The 17,015-nt window shown below is 44.4% G+C and carries 16 protein-coding genes and 1 pseudogene; 10 read left to right on the top strand and 7 right to left on the bottom strand.

Annotated features, from left to right (window positions below):
• The first annotated feature begins 11 nt into the window (after positions 1-11).
• The 5 genes from QUE24_RS05955 to nadA all read left to right on the top strand — a co-directional run bounded on the left by QUE24_RS05955 (position 12) and on the right by nadA (position 4,210).
• Positions 12-650 (top strand): DUF502 domain-containing protein, encoded by a 639-nt coding sequence (locus QUE24_RS05955; protein ID WP_286305696.1) that lies wholly within the window; start codon positions 12-14, stop codon positions 648-650.
• A gap of 76 nt (positions 651-726) precedes the next feature.
• The gene (gene aspS / locus QUE24_RS05950) at positions 727-2,508 is read left to right on the top strand and encodes an aspartate--tRNA ligase (RefSeq protein WP_286305695.1); all 1,782 of its coding nucleotides are present in this window, start codon (positions 727-729) and stop codon (positions 2,506-2,508) included.
• A 16-nt stretch (positions 2,509-2,524) separates the two neighbouring features.
• On the top strand, positions 2,525-2,725 hold the full coding sequence (locus tag QUE24_RS05945; protein WP_286305694.1) for a zinc-finger domain-containing protein: 201 nt from the start codon (positions 2,525-2,527) through the stop codon (positions 2,723-2,725).
• The gene (mutT, locus tag QUE24_RS05940; protein ID WP_286305693.1) at positions 2,722-3,129 is read left to right on the top strand and encodes an 8-oxo-dGTP diphosphatase MutT; all 408 of its coding nucleotides are present in this window, start codon (positions 2,722-2,724) and stop codon (positions 3,127-3,129) included. Before QUE24_RS05945 ends, mutT begins: the two co-directional genes overlap by 4 nt.
• 4 nt (positions 3,130-3,133) lie before the next feature.
• Entirely contained in the window at positions 3,134-4,210 is a 1,077-nt protein-coding gene (gene nadA, locus QUE24_RS05935; protein ID WP_286305692.1) for a quinolinate synthase NadA, read from the top strand.
• A 2-nt stretch (positions 4,211-4,212) separates the two neighbouring features.
• Here the strand turns inward: nadA and yacG are convergent, their stop codons facing one another.
• From yacG to pilB, 6 genes are all read right to left on the bottom strand, one after another.
• Complete coding sequence (gene yacG, locus QUE24_RS05930; protein WP_286305691.1) at positions 4,213-4,401, bottom strand: DNA gyrase inhibitor YacG; 189 nt, start codon at positions 4,399-4,401, stop codon at positions 4,213-4,215.
• A 2-nt stretch (positions 4,402-4,403) separates the two neighbouring features.
• Positions 4,404-5,174: a cell division protein ZapD gene (zapD, locus tag QUE24_RS05925; RefSeq protein WP_286305689.1), complete on the bottom strand. Its 771-nt coding sequence runs from the start codon at positions 5,172-5,174 to the stop codon at positions 4,404-4,406.
• A 64-nt stretch (positions 5,175-5,238) separates the two neighbouring features.
• Positions 5,239-5,847: a dephospho-CoA kinase gene (gene coaE, locus QUE24_RS05920; protein WP_286305688.1), complete on the bottom strand. Its 609-nt coding sequence runs from the start codon at positions 5,845-5,847 to the stop codon at positions 5,239-5,241.
• Positions 5,847-6,719 carry a prepilin peptidase gene (locus QUE24_RS05915; RefSeq protein WP_286305687.1) on the bottom strand — a complete coding sequence of 291 codons (873 nt, stop codon included), beginning with the start codon at positions 6,717-6,719 and terminating at the stop codon, positions 5,847-5,849. Before QUE24_RS05915 ends, coaE begins: the two co-directional genes overlap by 1 nt.
• A 2-nt stretch (positions 6,720-6,721) precedes the next feature.
• Positions 6,722-7,915 (bottom strand): type II secretion system F family protein, encoded by a 1,194-nt coding sequence (locus QUE24_RS05910; protein WP_491562456.1) that lies wholly within the window; start codon positions 7,913-7,915, stop codon positions 6,722-6,724.
• Between the two features lie 50 nt (positions 7,916-7,965).
• Positions 7,966-9,684, bottom strand: coding sequence for a type IV-A pilus assembly ATPase PilB (gene pilB, locus QUE24_RS05905; RefSeq protein ID WP_286305685.1), 1,719 nt, complete (start codon positions 9,682-9,684; stop codon positions 7,966-7,968).
• A 141-nt stretch (positions 9,685-9,825) separates the two neighbouring features.
• Here pilB and lptM point away from each other — a divergent pair, with 141 nt between their 5' ends.
• The 5 genes and pseudogenes from lptM (at position 9,826) to xerC (ending at position 13,650) form a co-directional block, all read left to right on the top strand.
• Complete coding sequence (gene lptM, locus QUE24_RS05900; protein WP_286305684.1) at positions 9,826-9,954, top strand: LPS translocon maturation chaperone LptM; 129 nt, start codon at positions 9,826-9,828, stop codon at positions 9,952-9,954.
• Positions 9,955-9,961: 7 nt separating this feature from the next.
• A pseudogene (gene lysA, locus QUE24_RS05895) lies at positions 9,962-11,211 on the top strand (diaminopimelate decarboxylase).
• 3 nt (positions 11,212-11,214) lie between these two features.
• The gene (gene dapF, locus QUE24_RS05890) at positions 11,215-12,063 is read left to right on the top strand and encodes a diaminopimelate epimerase (RefSeq protein ID WP_343749708.1); all 849 of its coding nucleotides are present in this window, start codon (positions 11,215-11,217) and stop codon (positions 12,061-12,063) included.
• Entirely contained in the window at positions 12,039-12,749 is a 711-nt protein-coding gene (locus tag QUE24_RS05885) for a DUF484 family protein (RefSeq protein WP_286305683.1), read from the top strand. Before dapF ends, QUE24_RS05885 begins: the two co-directional genes overlap by 25 nt.
• The gene (gene xerC / locus QUE24_RS05880; RefSeq protein WP_286305682.1) at positions 12,739-13,650 is read left to right on the top strand and encodes a tyrosine recombinase XerC; all 912 of its coding nucleotides are present in this window, start codon (positions 12,739-12,741) and stop codon (positions 13,648-13,650) included. Before QUE24_RS05885 ends, xerC begins: the two co-directional genes overlap by 11 nt.
• A gap of 577 nt (positions 13,651-14,227) precedes the next feature.
• Here xerC and polA read toward each other — a convergent pair.
• Positions 14,228-16,969 (bottom strand): DNA polymerase I, encoded by a 2,742-nt coding sequence (gene polA, locus QUE24_RS05875; protein WP_286305681.1) that lies wholly within the window; start codon positions 16,967-16,969, stop codon positions 14,228-14,230.
• Positions 16,970-17,015: the final 46 nt, after the last annotated feature.

Here is a 17,015-nt window from a genome sequence, read left to right as displayed (position 1 = left end):
TTAGAAAGTAAATGCGTAAATACCTGATAGCCGGATTACTTGTATGGATGCCCTTGGGTATCACCTTTTTAGTTATCCGCGCTATCGTGGGGTTTTTAGATCAAACATTATTACTATTACCTCATGCGTATCAGCCAGATAATTTATTAGGGTTTCACATCCCTGGATTAGGCGTTTTGTTAGCGGTTGTATTGGTGTTAGCAACCGGTATGATTGTTGCCAACTTATTAGGAAGACGTTTAGTTAATGCTTGGGAATCTTTGTTATCTAGGATTCCCTTAGTCAGAACACTATATGCTGGCATTAAACAGATATTAGAAGCAGTATTAACAACCGATGGTCAGTCATTTCGTCGTGTATTGTTAGTGGAATATCCAAGGAAAGGTGTCTGGAGCCTAGCCTTTATGACATCTGATCAGCTTGGTGAAGTACAAGAAAAAACACAATCTGAAGTGATGAGTGTGTTTATACCAACGACACCGAATCCCACCTCAGGATTTGTGCTGATGCTGCCGAAAGAGGATGTTATTGAGTTGGATATGACAGTCGAACAAGGCTTGAAAATGATTATCTCAATGGGGGTTGTTGTTCCAGATTGGAAGAAAGAACAATTGCACAAACAACAGGCCGACAACAAAAGCCTAAGTTAAATAAATTGATGGGTTCGAATTCAACTATTCAGAACTCAATTGCAAACTATAAAAATTTTAAAGATTGGAAGTTATTATGCGTAGCCATTATTGCGGCGAGGTAAATGAAACCCTCGAAGGTCAGTCAGTTTCTATTGTTGGCTGGATGCATCGTAGACGAGATCACGGTGGTGTCATTTTTATTGATTTACGGGACCGCGAAGGGTTAGTCCAGGTTGTTTGTAATCCTGAAGATGCTGATTGTTTTGCTCATGCTGAACGTGTAAGAAGTGAATATGTTCTGAAAATTGAGGGTATTGTTCAGCTCAGACCTGCCGGTAGTGATAATGCTGATTTGCGTAGCGGTAAGATTGAGATCATTGCTAAGAAACTTGAAATTCTCAATGCATCAGAAACACCTCCTTTCCCGTTGAATGAATTGCTGGACGTCAATGAAGATATTCGTCTGCGTTACCGTTATATCGATTTACGACGTCCTGAAATGCAACAACGCTTACGTTTTCGTTCACAGATTACCCGTCAGTTACGTAGCTATCTCGACTCAAACGGCTTTTTAGATATTGAAACGCCCATACTGACAAAAGCTACACCAGAAGGGGCCCGTGATTATCTCGTGCCGAGCCGTACTCATCAGGGTGAGTTCTTCGCGTTGCCGCAGTCTCCCCAACTTTTTAAGCAGTTATTGATGATGTCAGGTATGGACCGCTATTACCAAGTTGTCCGTTGTTTCCGTGATGAAGATTTACGTGCGGATCGTCAACCTGAATTCACTCAGATTGATATTGAAACTTCTTTTGTTGAAGAAGAAGATTTCATGAACATGATGGAAGAAATGATTCGCAGTCTTTTTGCTAATGTGCTGGAAGAAGCCTTACCGAATCCTTTCCCAAGAATGACCTATGCTGAAGCCATGGATCGTTTTGGTAGTGATAAACCTGATCTGCGCATTCCGCTGGAATTGGTTGATGTCAGTGATTTAATGGGCGAAGTCGATTTTAAAGTCTTCTCTGCACCCGCTAATGATCCACGCGGTCGTGTGGCAGCTTTGAAAGTACCAGGTGGTAATAACCTGAGTCGTAAAGAAATTGATGACTACACGAAATATGTCAGCATTTATGGTGCTAAAGGGCTGGCTTATATCAAGGTAAATGATGCTGAGGCGGGACGCGAAGGCTTGCAGTCTCCGATTCTGAAGTTTTTACCTGATGAAGTTGTTTCTGCCATCATGCAGCGCGTTTCTGCCGAAACTGGCGATTTGGTCTTCTTCGGCGCTGATAAAGCCACCATCGTTAACGAGTCTCTGGGTGCATTGCGTGTCAAACTGGGCCATGATCTTAGTATGGTTGAACGTGGCTGGAAACCTTTATGGGTCGTCGCATTCCCTATGTTTGAATGGGATGAAAAGTCAGAACGCTGGCATGCGCTACATCATCCGTTTACAGCACCACGCGAATCGGATCTGGCCTTGTTAGATTCTGACCCAGAAAAATGTCTGTCACGTGCATATGACATGGTCTTGAATGGTACAGAGCTGGGCGGTGGGTCAATGCGTATTCATAAGACCGATGTTCAGCAAAAAGTATTTGAATTACTGGGTATTGATGAAGAAGAAGCACAGGATAAATTTGGCTTCTTATTAAATGCACTGAAATATGGCTGTCCTCCGCATGGCGGGCTGGCATTTGGTTTGGATCGCTTGGTCATGCTGATGACCGGAGCGGCATCTATTCGTGATGTCATGGCGTTCCCAAAAACACAATCAGCCAGTTGTCTATTAACTGATGCCCCTAGCCCTATTGATGATACGTTATTGAAAGAGCTGAACATTAGATTGAGGAAAAATCCACAGGCTGAATAGTTATCTAGGAGATCTTATGGGTGAACAAAATAGTGATAAATCGTGTGCTGAAAAACATTATTGGGTTCATCCTGACGATCTCCCTTTGAGCTGTCCCATGCCTGATATGCCGGTGTGGAATGCACACCCTCGGGTATATCTCGATATAGAAACGAAAGGTGAAGTCGCTTGCCCTTACTGTGGGGCGTTATTCACGCTCACGGGTCAGAATAAATGAGTCAAATACATGTGGCTGTCGCCGTTATTGTGCAGCAAAAAGAAGTGCTTATTGCGCTGCGTAAGCCTGACCAGCATCAGGGTAATTTATGGGAATTCCCCGGCGGTAAAGTCGAGTCGGGCGAGACGGTCCAGCAGGCTCTGACGCGAGAAATCAAAGAAGAATTAGCTATCGATATTCTCCGTGCTGAACCGCTTATAGAGCACAGTCATGATTATGGCGATAAGTCAGTATTACTGGACGTCTGGTGGATAGATGCTTTTGATGGAACGCCAACAGGGCATGAAGGTCAAACCATTAAATGGGTTGATATTGCAGCCCTCGATTATTACGAATTTCCAGCAGCCAATAAAATTATTGTGACAGCAATACAACAGCAATTGAATACCACACAGGCAGTTTAGAATTATGAGTTTAGCAGAAGCCATTCCTCAATCTCTTCAGTCAAAAATTGACTCAATCATCGACAATGTGGCGCCAACACCCTGGCTTTCAGAAGAAGAAAAAGCGGATTATATTGAGAAAATCAAACACCTGCTAAAAGAAAAAAATGCCGTGATGATTGCCCATTATTATGTTGACGATGAGCTGCAGGCTTTGGCTGAACAGACTGGCGGCTATGTGTCTGACTCTCTGGATATGGCTAATTTTGGTGCTAAGCATCCAGCTGATACATTAGTTGTTTGTGGTGTTCGCTTTATGGGGGAAACGGCAAAAATACTGAGTCCGGAAAAGACCGTGATTATGCCGACACTGGAAGCAGAATGTTCACTTGATCTGGGCTGTCCAATAGACGCCTTTAGTGAATTTTGTGACCAGCACCCTGATCGTACTGTGGTGGTTTATGCCAATACCAGTGTTGAAGTAAAAGCGCGTGCTGACTGGATTGTGACATCCAGTAACGCCATTCAGATTATTGAATCCTTGAAAGCCGACGGTAAAAAAATTATATGGGGTCCTGACCGCCATCTGGGTCAATATATCAAGAATAAAACCGGTGCCGATATGTTGTTATGGCAAGGGCATTGTGTTGTTCATGATGAGTTTAAGCTGTATGAACTTGAACAGCTTATGAAAAAATATCCTGAGGCAGAGGTGTTAGTGCATCCTGAGTCACCTGAGGCAGTGATTGCCAAGGCAGACTTTGTGGGGTCAACTAAACAAATTATTGCCGCGGGTAAAGCCTCAAAAGCGGATACGTTGATCATTGCTACGGATTACGGCTTGTTTTATAAAATGAGTCAGGCTGTTCCAGGTAAACGTTTAATACCTGCGCCGACAGGTGGTAAAAGTGCTACGTGTAAAAGCTGTGCCCATTGTCCGTGGATGGCAATGAATACGCTTGTGAACTTACATAAGACATTGGTCGAGATGAATAATACGATTGAAGTCGATGAGGATGTTCGTCAAAAGGCACTGATTCCACTGAATCGAATGCTTAATTTTTCTTATGAACAAGGTATTTTGACTGCAGGTGATGCCTAAGGCTAGTGATAGTCTGAGTCATCATCATCCAGAGGGGTATTAACCGGAGGACCAGGAATTTTGTGTCCTTCAGAAGCCCATTCACCGAGGTCGATTAGCTTACAGCGTTCACTACAAAAGGGCTTCCAGATTTGATCTGCTTGCCAAGGAACTTGTTTACCACATTGTGGGCAGTTAACAATCGTTACCATGATTACATTGCACAACAGCTGAGTTTAAAGGGGATGCTTTCGAATGATTGTTGCGGTCGCTGTTGGATATCAAACAGCATGAAGCGCACAGTGAATCGATGTTTCCCTCCACTGACTTCAGGAAAATAGGCTTTATCACGTGGAATTTCAACCCGAATAAGCTGGTAAGGCTGATTTGAATCCAGACTACGTTGATAGAAGCCTGCTTCTGCCACTTCATCTCTAAACCCAACACTGCCACGGATAAGACGTAAGCTTAATTCCACTGCATTTCTGACCGAGATAAATTCATTCATCCAAAGCTGAAGTTGTTCTGAACGCGTCTCAGCGACAGTATGTTGTAGCCAGAAGTGGTAAGAAGGTAAATCAAATTCACAGGTACCGCCGGGAATACTGGAGCGCTGGCGAATACTGTATAAAAACTCATTGTCTCTTAGCTGCTGACCTAAGCCTGATTTCTGGATATGCAAAGCATCCAGGCTTTGATCGAGATCCGAAAGTAATGCATCTAATGCCTGCCGGTCCACTCCTGGCGTATTCTCAAGCGCTGAAAGATTGGCAATCAAGCGTTCGATCTCTTTCATTAATTCTTGTTTCATATCGCTACGCTCAAATACACTGAGCATGCTCAATATCCCATCCAATGCATCGCGATGATGCATTTCGGATTGGCCCTTCAATGCAGAATCAACACGTTTAAATAGAAATTCTAACCTCAGAAAGGTCCGAATTCGTTCATTGAGTGGTTGTTCAAAAATTATCGAATCTGACACGGGTCTTTTTTTATAACGGTAAGTGAATGAGGTTATTGTCCATGACTCTATGCTGGCAAGCAACTTAATGTGATTGGTCAGCAAACTTTAAGAAGAGTTCATGTAATTTAGCCACTTGATGAGCCAATGAATCTTTTGAATCATTATTATTAATAATATCATCGGCATGTTGCAAGCGTACTGCGCGGTCACATTGGTTTTTGATCATGGCTATAGCGGTTTCAGTAGAGAGCTTATCACGGCTGATTAAGCGCGCTAACTGTACATCTTCACTGACATCAATAACGCAAACTCGATCGACTTCTCTATGCAGACCTACTTCGATTAACAGCGGCACAGATAAAATACAATAAGCTGATGTTGCATGCTCCGCCTCACTGAACAATTGCTGACGAATGACAGGATGTAATATGGCTTCAAGTTGTTGTTTAGCCGCAGCTTCACGAAATATGCGTTCGCGGAGATAACGACGATTAATTTCACCATTATCCAATAAAACGGACTCGCCGAAAGTCTCAACAACTTCGTGATAACAACTTGAGTTTTTTACTAAAAGATTATGTGCAATCTTATCTGCATCAATTACATCAATCTGGTATTGGTCGTGAAAGAGATTAGTGACGGTCGATTTTCCACTGGCAACGCCACCAGTGAGGCCAACCTTAAATACCATTAAGCAAGTCCTGACCAATGAAGGTAAGTACTGTTAATCGTATCTCCCCACACAAGAGCTATCCAGCCGGCAATGGCAAGATAAGGCCCAAATGGAATAGGAATATCACGCTGATGCTGCTTTAGTAGAATGAGTGTGACACCGATGACCGCGCCAACAAAGGATGATAATAAAACAATCATCGGCAACGCTTGCCAGCCCATCCAGGCACCTAGAGCTGCAAGAAGCTTAAAATCACCGTAGCCCATACCTTCTTTACCTGTGACTAGTCTAAACAGGTGATAGATACTCCAAAGTGATAGATAGCCTGCCACAGCGCCAATAACACTACTATTAAGATCAGTGTAAACCGTACCTAAGTTAAAAATTAAGCCTAACCAGATGAGTGGAAGTGTAATTTTGTCAGGTAAGAGCTGATGATCGACATCAATAAACGTTAAAGCAAGCAGGGCCCAGCTAAGAAAAAGCCCGCCTATGGCACTCCAGTCAAAGCCAAACTGCCAAGCTATGGTGGCTGACATGCATGCTGATATAAGTTCGATAATGGGATAGCGTATAGATATCGGTGTTCGACACGCTTTACATTTACCACCTAATACTAAGTAGCTGATAACGGGAATATTTTCTAAAGCTGAGATGGCATGACCACAATGAGGACAAGCAGAGCGTGGTTTGGAAAGAGAGAACGCGGTTTCAGGCTGACTACTGACTTCTCCAGTTAACTCAGCACACTGCTCGGCCCATTCGCGTTGCATAATAATAGGCAGACGATAAATAACGACATTCAGAAAACTGCCAACCAGTAGACCCAGTATGCTGGCTACAACTATCCAAGCGACTGGCGATACTGCCAGATAATCAATGATGGGCATGGTTAAATAGCTGCACCGAGTTTAAATATAGGAAGATACATCGCAATAACCAGAGTGCCGACAATACCACCCAAAAACACCATGATGAGAGGCTCTAACAGAGCCGTCATATTATCGACAGCATCATCCACTTCACTTTCAAAGAATTCGGCAACTTTCGCCAACATAGCATCCAATGAGCCGGACTCTTCACCGATAGCAACCATTTGTACAACCATATTAGGGAATAATTCGACATCAATCATGGCTTTGTTCAATTGTGTGCCAGTAGCAACATCATCACGCATAACCAGTGTCGCTTCACCAAAAACTACGTTACCGGTGGCGCCAGCAACGGAGGTCATCGCCTCTACCATCGGCACACCGGCTTTGAACATGGTTGAAAAAGTTCTGGCAAAGCGGGCGATAGCGGCTTTACGCATGATCTCACCCACAACAGGAATTTTAAGTAACATCCTGTCGAGGAAATGTTGAACCTTGCGTGAGCGCTTACGAGATTCCATCGCGGCATAGATGGCACCGATAATGATGCCAAAAATTAACCACCATTTTTCCTGGAAAACTTCGGATACTCGGATGACTAACTTTGTTAGACCCGGCAGATCAGCCCCAAAGCCTTTGAAAAGTGACTCGAATTGGGGAATAACAAAAATCATCAGGATGGCCGTCACAATAAAGGCCACGACGACAATTGAGGCAGGGTAAACAAGGGCTTTTTTAATTTTAGCTTTTAAGGCCTCCGTTTTCTCCTGATAGGCTGCAATTTCATGTAACAACGTTTCCAATGCACCAGATTGCTCACCGGCATTAATGAGGTTGACATATAAATCATCAAAATGATGAGGATATTTGGATAAGGATTCAGCCAGACTCGTGCCTGACTCGACATCAGCTTTAATGGCCAGAATCATTTCTTGCATACTACTGTTTTCGTGGCCTTCGCCGATAATTTGCAATGATTGCATTAGTGGCACACCTGAAGACATCATGGTGGCTAGCATTCGGCTGAATACAGCAATGTCAGACGGCTTGATTTTTGGTTTTCTTGGCGCGAATAGGTCTTTAGGTTTTTTGCGTACTTTTAACGGCGTAATCCCTTGGCGACGCAGATCCATTTTAGCCTGATTCAGATTTTCAGCACTGATCTGACCTTTAACTTTTCGGCCTTGTTTATTGGTTCCCTGCCAGAGAAAGATATCGGGTACTTTGACTTTTTTGCTTTAGCCGCTTGTGCTTGTGCCACATCTTACTCCTTGATTACACGATTGACTTCTTCAAGACTGGTCAAGCCAGCCGCGACTTTTTTGAGTCCAGACTTACGAAGATCGTCAATGCCTTCTTTTTCAGCCTGATCCGCTAACTGGATTGCATTACCACCTTCCATAATGATGCGACCCATCGCCTCGGATACCGGCATGACCTGATAAATACCGACACGGCCTTTATAGCCTTCTGTACAACTATCGCATCCTACCGCTTTATAAACTGTGACACCGGCATCAATTTGAGCCTGTGTGAAACCTTCTGCTAACAGTGCTTCATCAGGAAGTGTTTCTGGTGCTTTACATTTTGAGCACAGTCTTCTCGCCAGACGTTGCGCAATAATGAGAGAGACGGCAGAAGCAATATTAAAGGCTGGCACACCCATGTTCATAAGACGTGTTAATGATTGTGGTGCGTCATTAGTATGTAAGGTAGAAAACACCATGTGTCCGGTTTGTGCGGCTTTGATGGCAATTTCTGCCGTTTCCAGATCACGGATCTCACCGACCATGATGACATCAGGATCCTGTCGTAAAAATGCACGCAAAGCTTCAGAGAAGGTGAGGCCGATGGCTGGATGAACATTAACCTGATTAATACCCGGTAAACTAATTTCAGCCGGATCTTCAGCGGTCGAGATATTACGATCGCCAGTATTCAGAATATTCAGGGCTGTATAAAGTGAGACGGTTTTACCACTACCGGTCGGACCTGTAACCAGTACCATGCCGTAGGGTTTATGCATGATTTCCAGAAACGTTTTCTTTTGATTTTCTTCGTAACCTAAGGCATCAATACCTAATTGAGCACTGGTCGGATCCAAGATACGCAAAACGATTTTTTCACCAAACAAAGTCGGGCAGGTGTTCACACGAAAATCGATAGCTTTATTTTTCGACATTTTGAGTCGCATCCGACCATCCTGTGGCACGCGACGTTCTGCGATATTTAAGCGTGATAAGACTTTCAAGCGCGCTGCGATGCGTCCACCCAGAGCGACAGGTGCTGTTTTCATTTCGTGAAGCATGCCATCGATACGCACCCGGACCCGGTATTTTTGTTCATAAGGTTCAAAGTGAATATCGGATGCGCCGGACTTGATAGCATTGGTGAGAATACCGTTTATAAAACGAACGACAGGGGTATCATCAATGTTTTTATCGTTGAGTTGATCCGCTTTATCAGCATCTTCATCGGGACCAAGATCAATATCATCCAGTTCTTCATCATCGAAGTTATCTAATGTTTCATTGGTTTTATCCAGTGCTTTTTCGATAATGTTGGAGAGTTTTTGTTCATCAACCAACACCGGAAACGTGTTCATGGCCGTATTGAACTGGAATTCATCTAGTGCCTGTAAATTTGTCGGGTCTGACACGGCAACATAGAGACGTTTACCACGTTGGAATAAAGGCAAAGCGTTATGTTGACGGATTAACTTTTCCTGAATCAGAGACGTCGCTGCCAGATCCAGATTCATCGCATCAATATCGAAAAGCGGTACACCAAATTCCTGTGAGGCAATCGCCGCAATATCGGCACTGGCCAGAATTTTGTGATTAACCAGATATGTCACGAAAGGCTGCTTGGCTTCTTTGGCTGCAGACTGGGCATGCAGTGCTTGCTCTTCAGTTAAAAGACCTTCGTTAACTAGGCGTCGAGCGAGGCCACTGAGTCTCATGGGGGCTGCCATATTTGCCATGACTATTTGTGATTCCTTAACATAAGCTAATCTAGGAACACTAATAGTATGTAAGTTAAACGAGAAATTCTAGTTTTCAGATTTAAGACGAATCAGTCTGCAACGTTATATACTGCCGAATAAATTTTTTGAGGAAATAAAATGCGAGCAATTTCTTGCTGGACCAGACTGGCATTGCTGGTTTGCGTGCTGATGGCCGTGACTGGCTGTGGACAAAAAGGGGATCTTTACATGCCGGAAGGTCAGACAAATTTAATTGCGGCAGGGTAAGGTAGAAATGAGTTATTTTGATTATCAGGCGGGCACATTGCACGCAGAGAATGTGTCGGTTGATAAAATTGCAGAACAATATGGCACACCTGTTTATATCTACTCACGGTCGGCATTAGAGAATCACTGGCAAGCGTTTGATGATGCTTTTTCGGCTTACCCACACCTTGTCTGCTACGCAGTGAAAGCAAACTCTAATCTGGGAGTATTGAACGTGCTGGCTAAACGCGGTTCTGGGTTTGACATTGTTTCAATGGGCGAGTTGGCAAGAGTGATGGCCGCTGGCGGTGATCCGGCAAAAACCGTTTTTTCTGGTGTCGGTAAAACTGAGCAGGAAATTGAATATGCACTGCAACACGGCATACGTTGTTTTAACGTGGAGTCGATCCCTGAATTAGATCGTATTAATACTGTTGCAGGTCGATTAGGAAAAAAGCGCCTGTTTCCATTCGCGTCAATCCCGATGTGGATGCGCAAACTCATCCATATATTTCGACAGGGCTGAAAGAGAACAAATTTGGTATTGCGATTGAGGATGCACGTGAGGTGTATCGTTCTACTCAAAACATGCCAAATTTAGATGTAGTCGCGGTGGATTGTCATATCGGTTCTCAGCTGACCTCTGTAGCTCCTTTTGTGGATGCCTTGGAGCGTGTATTGACGCTGATAGATGAGTTAGCTGAAGACGGTATTCACATTGAACATCTCGATATCGGCGGTGGTTTAGGCATTCATTACCGTGATGAAACGCCTCCCACACCAGCTGAATACGCACAGGCACTGGCTCCGTTATTAAAAGACCGTGACCTGGAGATTCTCTTGGAGCCTGGACGTGCGATTGCTGGTAATGCAGGTATTTTACTAACAAAAGTCGAGTTCATTAAGCCAACGGAAGCCAAATGCTTTGCGATTGTGGATGCGGCAATGAATGATTTGTTACGCCCTGCGCTCTACCAGTCATGGCAACAAATCCAAACCGTCAAGCAACATCCGAGCACGAAAGCGCTCAACTATGACATTGTCGGCCCTATCTGTGAAACCGGCGACTTTTTAGGTAAAGACCGTGAGCTTGCTCTCGAGCAAGGTGATTTGTTAGCTATCCGCTCTGCAGGGGCGTATGGTTTTGCTATGAGTTCGAATTACAACTCTCGCCCAAGAGCAGCGGAGGTGATGGTTGAAGATGATAAAATTCATCTCGTCAGAGAGCGTGAGACTATCAATGACTTATTCGCCGGCGAGCACACGATACAGGCATAGATGATGTTGAAATTCAGCAAAATGCATGGCTTGGGCAATGATTTCATTGTGATTGATGCCATTCAGCAAAATGTACAACTGAGCACAGAGCAAATCCGCTTTATGGCGGATAGGCATTTTGGTATTGGTTGTGATCAGCTTTTGCTGGTTGAAAAATCCACATCGGCCGATGTGGATTTTCGTTACCGGATTTTTAATGCCGATGGTGGTGAAGTCTCGCAATGCGGGAATGGCGCACGTTGTTTTGCTCGCTATGTTCATGATCAGGGGTTGACCACTAAAGAAACAATTGCTGTGGAAACGGCATCAGGTGTGATTTACCCAACAATACAAGCTGACGGTAACGTTCGGGTCGATATGGGAAAACCGGCTTTTGCACCAGAAAAAGTGCCTTTTATGGCTGAATCTGAAGCAGTGACCTACCTCATAGATGTGCAGGGGTATGATAAAGTCGAAATTGCCAGTGTTTCGATGGGAAATCCACATGCGGTGATGCTGGTCGATGATGTCGATACTGCTGTCGTAGAAAAAATAGGTCCTGTTATGGAGTCTCATGAACGTTTTCCGGAACGTGTTAATGTCGGCTTTATGCAATTAGTGAATTCAGAAACGATTCGGTTACGTGTTTTTGAACGCGGTTCAGGTGAAACAACAGCCTGTGGCACAGGGGCTTGTGCCGCCGTTGTAACAGGTATTCGCCGAGGTTTATTAGCCAGAGATGTAACTGTCTCTTTACCTGGAGGGCAGTTGCAGATTAGCTGGCCAGATGAAAATGCCTCTGTATGGATGACCGGCCCTGCAGAGCATGTATTTGACGGAGAAATTGCGTGGTCGACACTACAACAGATTTAACACTGGAACAGATTGAACAGTATTTAGAGGCACATCCTGATCTGTTTCTTGAGCAGCCTCATCTGCTGGAGTTGCTAAACCTGAACAGCTCTCCGGAAGGGACTATTTCTCTAGCCCAGAGACAGACCCATCGCTTACAAGAAAAAAACCAACAGCTTAATGAACAGCTTCATGCGCTGATTGATAATGCACACAGTAACGCAGCATTAGAAAAGCGTGTGCACAATCTTTGTTTAAGCATCATGGATGCTGTGGATTTGGCTGATCTCATCAACTTAATTCAGACAGAACTCAAGCATGAGTTTGCTGCAGATGAAGTGGCATTGAGGCTGTTCTATCAGGGCCAGCATAAACTTGATTTACCTCAACTTGAAGCCAATGTGTCACAGCTTCATGCTGATGATAAAAAACTACGTATTTTTGACAACTTATTTACCAAACAAGAACCCGTGTGTGGTCGCTTAACCAAAGCACAGAAAGGATTACTGTTTGATGAACGGGCTGAAGAGATTAATTCTGTTGCGTGTTTGCCTTTAGGTCATCAACCTTGTGCCGGTTTATTAGCCATTGGCAGTGTCGATGCTAATCGTTTCCATGCGGATATGGCGACCGACTATCTGCGTTTCTTGGGTGAAGTATTTATGCGTGTTGTCAGACAATATACTCACCAACAGCATGCGCAGTGAGATAATTCACCCTGTTGATGACTTTCTGGACAATTTGTCGCAACAGCGGCGCTTGTCTGAACATACAGTTAACAATTATCGTCGCGATTTACTGCAACTTGCAGACTATATCGAGCAAAAAAATATCTCAGACTGGACGGTTCTTAAATCCAGTCAGCTCAGACAGTTCATCGCTTTTTTGCATCGTAAAGGCTTGTCTGGCAAAACCATTCAGCGCATGTTATCAGCGACGCGTTCTTTTTATCAGTTTCTGATTAAACGAGGCCTGGTTGACTTCAATCCAGCGCAAGCAGTACAAGCACCTAAAACAGAAAAACTCTTGCCATCTACACTGGATGTGGATCAGATGAATGCCTTACTGGATAACACACGCCCTGATACTTTTGTGGCTGCAAGAGACCGCGCCATGATGGAACTCTTTTATTCCTCCGGTCTGCGATTAGCTGAACTGGCTGCTCTTGAGTTACGAGATATCGATTTTGGTGATCATCTGGTGCATGTCACTGGTAAAGGAAATAAAGACCGGGTTTGTCCTTTTGGTGGCAAAGCTTTATCTGCATTACAAGATTGGCTGGATAAACGCGATCAACTCGGCTTTTTTGATCAACCAGCCGTTTTTATCACGCAACAAGGACGACGTTTAGGTGTGCGTTCTATCCAAAAACGACTGAGTTACTGGGGTAAAAAACAAGGTATTTCTGATCGTGTTCATCCTCATCGACTCAGGCATGCATTTGCATCGCATATGCTTGAAGCCAGTGGTGATTTACGTGCGGTGCAGGAGCTGTTGGGACATGCCGATATTAGTACGACTCAGATTTATACTCATGTGGATTTTCAGCATCTTGCTAAGGTGTATGATTCAGCGCATCCGCGAGCTAAAAAGCGCTCAGATTCATAAGCACGATCATTATTTATCATTTCAGTCTGACTTTATAAAAAACCAACTTAGCGCCTGTTGCTGACTAGCAATATCATTTTGATTTAATTGCAGTCCATTCATTTAATTTGATTCGTGACATCCATGTCACTCACCCTACGGGCGCCTCTGGCGTCCAAATTCGTTCCAGACGAATTTGTGCATGCCCAAAATAAACGAATCAAACAAAAGGGCACCCGATATTGCCTTGTCTCTAAAAATACACTGTATTTTATGGCGTGGAGACCAACTCGCTACGCTCAAACACGTGCCCACTTAATCCATAAAATACAGCGAATTTTTAGCGGCAATAGACGGGAAGATTGGGTGCTTTTTTAACCCCCGTTTGTGCTGGCGAGGAGTGACATTTATTCAGGTCTGAGGGAGGCTAGTGTCTGAGCGTAGCGAGTTTTAGCCGACTGCCTGAATCAATGTTATGACGAGTGAAGCCGCAGGCCAGCACGGTGGGGTGCCCTAGGGTTGTTAGGGAAATGGGCAAGCATTTCCCTGACTCGCCATTAAGGCGAAATTAGAAGAGACTATATTTGAGCAACTAAAGTTAGTGTGCTTGCTCCCAATTATCACCAACCCCAATACCCACTTCCAGTGGCACATTTAATTGAGCGGCTTTCACCATAAAATCTTCAATGGTCTTTCTTGCCATATCCAGCTGCTCTTTCGGCACTTCAAATACCAGCTCATCGTGTACTTGCATGATCATTTTGATGCCATTATCGGCATCAGCTAACCAGGTATGGATATCAATCATGGCGCGTTTGATGATGTCAGCTGCACTGCCTTGCATAGGCGCATTAATCGCTGTGCGTTCGGCATATTGGCGGCGCATACCATTACTGGAATTAATTTCTGGTAGGTACAGACGTCGTCCAAAGATGGTTTCAACATACCCCTGATCTTTGGCCTGCTGGCGAGTGCTGTCCATATACTGACGAACGCCTGGGTAACGTTCAAAATAGACATTCATATAGTCCGCAGCCTGATGGCGTTCGATACCGAGTTGTCGAGACAAGCCATGTGCAGACATGCCATAAATCAGACCAAAATTAATGGCTTTGGCGCTACGGCGTTGATCGCTGGTGACGTCTTCTAATGCCACACCAAAGATCTCTGAGGCGGTATGACGGTGAATATCTTCGCCATTAGCAAAGGCATTCAGTAAGCTTTTATCACCAGATAAATGCGCCATAATGCGTAGTTCGATTTGTGAGTAATCGGCTGCTAATAAGACGTAACCATCCGATGCAACAAAGGCTTCACGAATGCGGCGACCATTCTCACTGCGGATAGGAATATTCTGTAGATTAGGATCAGAGGAGGATAATCGTCCAGTAGCGGTGACGGCCTGATGATACGAAGTGTGTACTCGCCCACTGGTTTTATTGACCTGAAGAGGCAACTTATCGGTATAAGTGGATTTCAGTTTGCTCAGTCCACGATATTGCATAATGATTTGTGGCAGTTCATACCCTTCGTCCGCTAATTCTTGTAAGACCTCCTCTGCCGTTGATGGCTGACCTTTAGGCGTTTTCTTTTTCACCGGTAATTGCTGTTTCTCGTAAAGAATTTCTTGCAATTGTTTTGGTGAACCCAGGTTGAATTTTTGACCGGCAACGGCATAAGCCTGCTCTTCGAGATCCGCAATTTGTCTAGCCATATTGTCGCTTTGCTGCTGCAGCATCCAGATATCGATATTGACGCCATTACGTTCCAATGTGTTTAGTACCGGCAATAGCGGCATTTCCAATTCTCGATACACTTTGGCCAGAGACGGAATGTTTTCAATTTTAGGCCATAAAGTCTGGTGTAGTTGCAAAGTGATATCAGCATCTTCTGCGGCATAAGGCGAGGCTTGTTCTATACCTATCTCATTGAATGTCAGTTGTTTTTTACCTTTTCCGGCAATATCTTCAAAATGAATCGTATCTCGGCCCAGATATTTTTGAGCTAATGAGTCCATATCATGCCGGGTTGCCGTGCTATCAAGCACATAGGATTCGAGCATGGTGTCATGAGCTATCCCTTGCAGATTGATGTCATGATTGAGTAATACATGGCGATCGTATTTCAGGTTTTGGCCGACTTTGAGGTGTTTAGGACTTTCAAGTAAGGGTTTGAGATCCTGCATAACACTATCAAAGTCCAATTGCTCCGGTGCACCTGGATAGTCATGTTTGAGCGGTAAGTAAGCCGCTTCCCCTGCTTTTACTGCAAACGAAACACCGACAATTCTGGCTTCAAGGTAGTCGAGACTGGTGGTTTCGGTATCAAAGGCAAACAGTTCCGCTTTTTGCAGTTTTTCTAACCAGACCTGCCATTGTTGCTGATCCAGGATAGTGTCGTAATTTTGTTCTGTCGTAATGTTATCAGCTGAATCATTATTCGCTGTTGATGAGGTATCTGAAGATTGTAATTCACTTATCCAACTGCGGAACTCGAGTTCCTTAAACAACTTGAGCAGTGCTTCGGTGTCTTGCGGTTGATTTTTGATATCTTCAAGATGAATATCTAATTCAACATCACATTTTATCGTGGCAAGTTGATAACTCAGTTCCGCCATTTCTTTGTTTTCTGCCAGTTTCTCCGGCATTTTTTTCGCACCACGAAAATCAAGCTCACGCACGGCTTCCAGGTTGGCATAGATATCTTTCAGGCTGCCCAGATTTTGTAGCAGGCTTAAGGCGGTCTTTTCACCCACACCGGGCACGCCGGGAATGTTGTCCACCTTATCGCCCATCAAAGCTAGAAAGTCGATAATCAGTTCTGGTGGCAGACCAAACTTTTCTTTTACGCCCTCTATATCCAACACAGTTTCCGTCATCGTGTTGACCAGCGTGACATGCTGGTTGACCAGCTGGGCCATATCTTTATCGCCAGTACTGATGACTACATCCAGACCTTTTTCAGTCGCTTGACGCGCAAAGGTTCCTATCACATCGTCTGCTTCAACGCCGTCAATCACCAGTAGCGGCAGGCCCATGGCTTTAATAATGTCATGCACTGGCTGCACTTGCGAACGTAAGTCATCCGGCATAGGCGGGCGCTGCGCTTTGTATTCAGCGAATAACTCATCACGGAAGGTTTTCCCTTTCGCATCAAAAATGACAGCAATCGGACTGTCAGGGTAATCGGCCAATAAGCGGCGTAACATCGCGGTCACACCTCTGACGGCGCCGGTCGGCTCACCAGCGGAGTTACGAAGATCCGCTTTGAACATGGCATGAAATGCGCGATAGAGATAAGAAGAACCGTCGACCAGAACGAAAGGGGCAGATTGACTCATAAGTTATAACGACCAATTGGATAATAGGGAACAGACTGCTTTTCTC

The sequence above is a fragment of the Methylophaga marina genome (genome assembly GCF_030296755.1).
Lineage (GTDB): Bacteria > Pseudomonadota > Gammaproteobacteria > Nitrosococcales > Methylophagaceae > Methylophaga > Methylophaga marina.
The sequence above is the reverse complement of the archived record's forward strand: the minus strand, read 5'-3'. Positions and strand labels throughout refer to the sequence as shown.